Source organism: Pseudomonadales bacterium, assembly GCA_013215025.1.
Classification (GTDB): Bacteria; Pseudomonadota; Gammaproteobacteria; order Pseudomonadales; family DT-91; genus DT-91.
The window spans coordinates 1-2,091 of record JABSRR010000295.1; the positions used below are offsets into that span (position 1 = coordinate 1).

Here is a 2,091-nt window from a genome sequence, read left to right on the forward strand (position 1 = left end):
AAAGTCACAAATTTGACTTTATTTGATTTTTTTTGATTGAAATCACAATGTTCGTCAGACCGATGTCAAATCCGATTCAATGCGTTCTTGTCATTGTCATATCAAACGCATTCTCCCTCGCTTGCCACACCGTGCCAGCTCACACCGTGCCAGCTCCTTTACTTTTGAGAAACCCGTTGTCAGCTTCAAAACACAAGCTAATGCATCGAGGATATGATGAGTCCACCGTGTGATCGTGATACACACTCAACATGGAGTTTCACTGAAGGGTATGTTATTAACCATATCCTATACAACCCAACCGGCCTACTATCCTATCCTATCCTATCCTATACCCTACCCTATCCTATCCGAACCTATCCTATCCTATACCCTATCCTAACCTATCCTATCCTATCCTATCCTATCCTATCCTATACCCTATCCTATCCTATCGCATCCTATCATGTCACATCATATCCCACAGTTTCTACACCTAGCCCTGGTCCGCGGAAAGGGCGTGCTCTTATCCACAGTTTCTATACCACATCAGAATTTCATCGATTTTTCAGATTGAGAAACATCGGAAACGTGAGCCTGGAGCGGCCGCTGTTGCCGTTCAGCGCTTCGTTGTTTTTGATCTGTAGAGAGCGTCCTGTACTCTGTGTACATCATATGAGCAATCGTCAGTAGATGCAATATATAGACCTTGAGTCGCAGTGAGTCGCGGCCTTGGAAGCACCGCGACTCGTTGAGTCGCTGCTGTTTTTGCTTCTGCGACTCAACCTGCGACGCAGATACTCACGCTGAGACCATGGCTAGTCAAAGCCGTCCTTTGCGTCAACGCATCTCAAGACCCTCTAGCTTCGCCTCTGAGAAGCTAATACTAGAGCAAATCCTAGGGCAACGGATCCTGATCAACCCATCTTGGATGTGCTCTGAGACCATTTGTGACATCGTTGACCAGCCAAAGCAACAACAACAAACGCGATTCGTGTCAGTGGGCCTCCATTGTATTCGTTTGCGATGACTCCTCCACAGGAGGCTCCCTGGACCCTGGCCAAGTACTTTTCGTCCGCCAAGTTTGCAAGTTCTGGCCTCATTTACGACATCAAGACGGAGCAGCTCATGGAGCACAACGACTGGTATCGCAGCGAGATTCTCAAAGCCGCCAGCCAATCAAGCCGCCGCGGCGCCACGGTGATCGACTGCGAGGTGCTCATCAACCAGTTCGGTGCCTGCATCGGGTACAATATATTTGGTACGCTCAACAACTTGGCGCTGCGGAAACGACAGCGCAAGCAATTTGAAGTAAATCATGATTCCATTTGCACTCTTCGACAAAATGATCGGATTTTTTCCAGTGTACTCTCGGATGATTTTTTACGTGGACATGACAGAGAGTGTGTACCTGTGGCTACGGACTGAGTACATCACAAAAAGGGACGAACACGACTTGTGGATCATCGTCCATATTCAGCTTGCTGGAATACAATACCGATACGCAGGTCCTGCTTGATGGATGCTCAAAGGAACGTGTTCTTCATTTTTCGCAATCTCAACGAACAGAACCCGAACTTTTTGAACTACGACTCGTTCAGCAAGCTGTACGTTTGGTATATTCGGAGGAGTCTGAACAGAACATTCCATCCGATTTCTGCCGTTTAACTTTGAAATTCGGCTACGATCGACGATTTTGCGCAGGGTAGGCTTGAACGAATGGACATTGATTGAGTGTATGTGTGCCTTGTTTCTTTATTTTGTATTTTTATGATGTACGGTATTTATTACTATTGATTTTTGAGGTTGTTACTACAAGTTCAACATGTCTTATCGGAAGAGGCCCCAGAGACAAATTCTCCACCCGCATGGAGCTCAAATGAGGCAATCACAGTCGATATACGTTCCAGTGTCTGCATTTGCTGCCAACATTCGCAACCACTCTGGAATGATGCAATCAAATGTCTCTGTACCCATGCCCGTCATGCCGATTATGACGCAGCCACCGGCAGTCCGCATGCCGATGTCACTTCGGCTGTTCTGCACCATTTCATTGCGTCGTATAACGTCGTCATCGAGAAATTCCCGGACACAGTGTGCATGGAGTCAGCC

At 47.1% G+C, this 2,091-nt stretch carries 1 protein-coding gene; it reads left to right on the forward strand.

Features of this window, described 5'->3' with window-relative positions:
• Positions 1–1,107 precede the first annotated feature (1,107 nt).
• The gene (locus tag HRU21_13055; GenBank protein NRA43217.1) at positions 1,108–1,407 is read left to right on the forward strand and encodes a hypothetical protein; all 300 of its coding nucleotides are present in this window, start codon (positions 1,108–1,110) and stop codon (positions 1,405–1,407) included.
• The last annotated feature ends 684 nt before the right edge of the window (positions 1,408–2,091 follow it).

Bases quoted from the DNA above. Each gene is read 5' to 3' on its own strand.
- HRU21_13055 (NRA43217.1), top strand. From the start codon at position 1,108: ATGGAGCACAACGACTGGTATCGCAGCGAGATTCTCAAAGCCGCCAGC.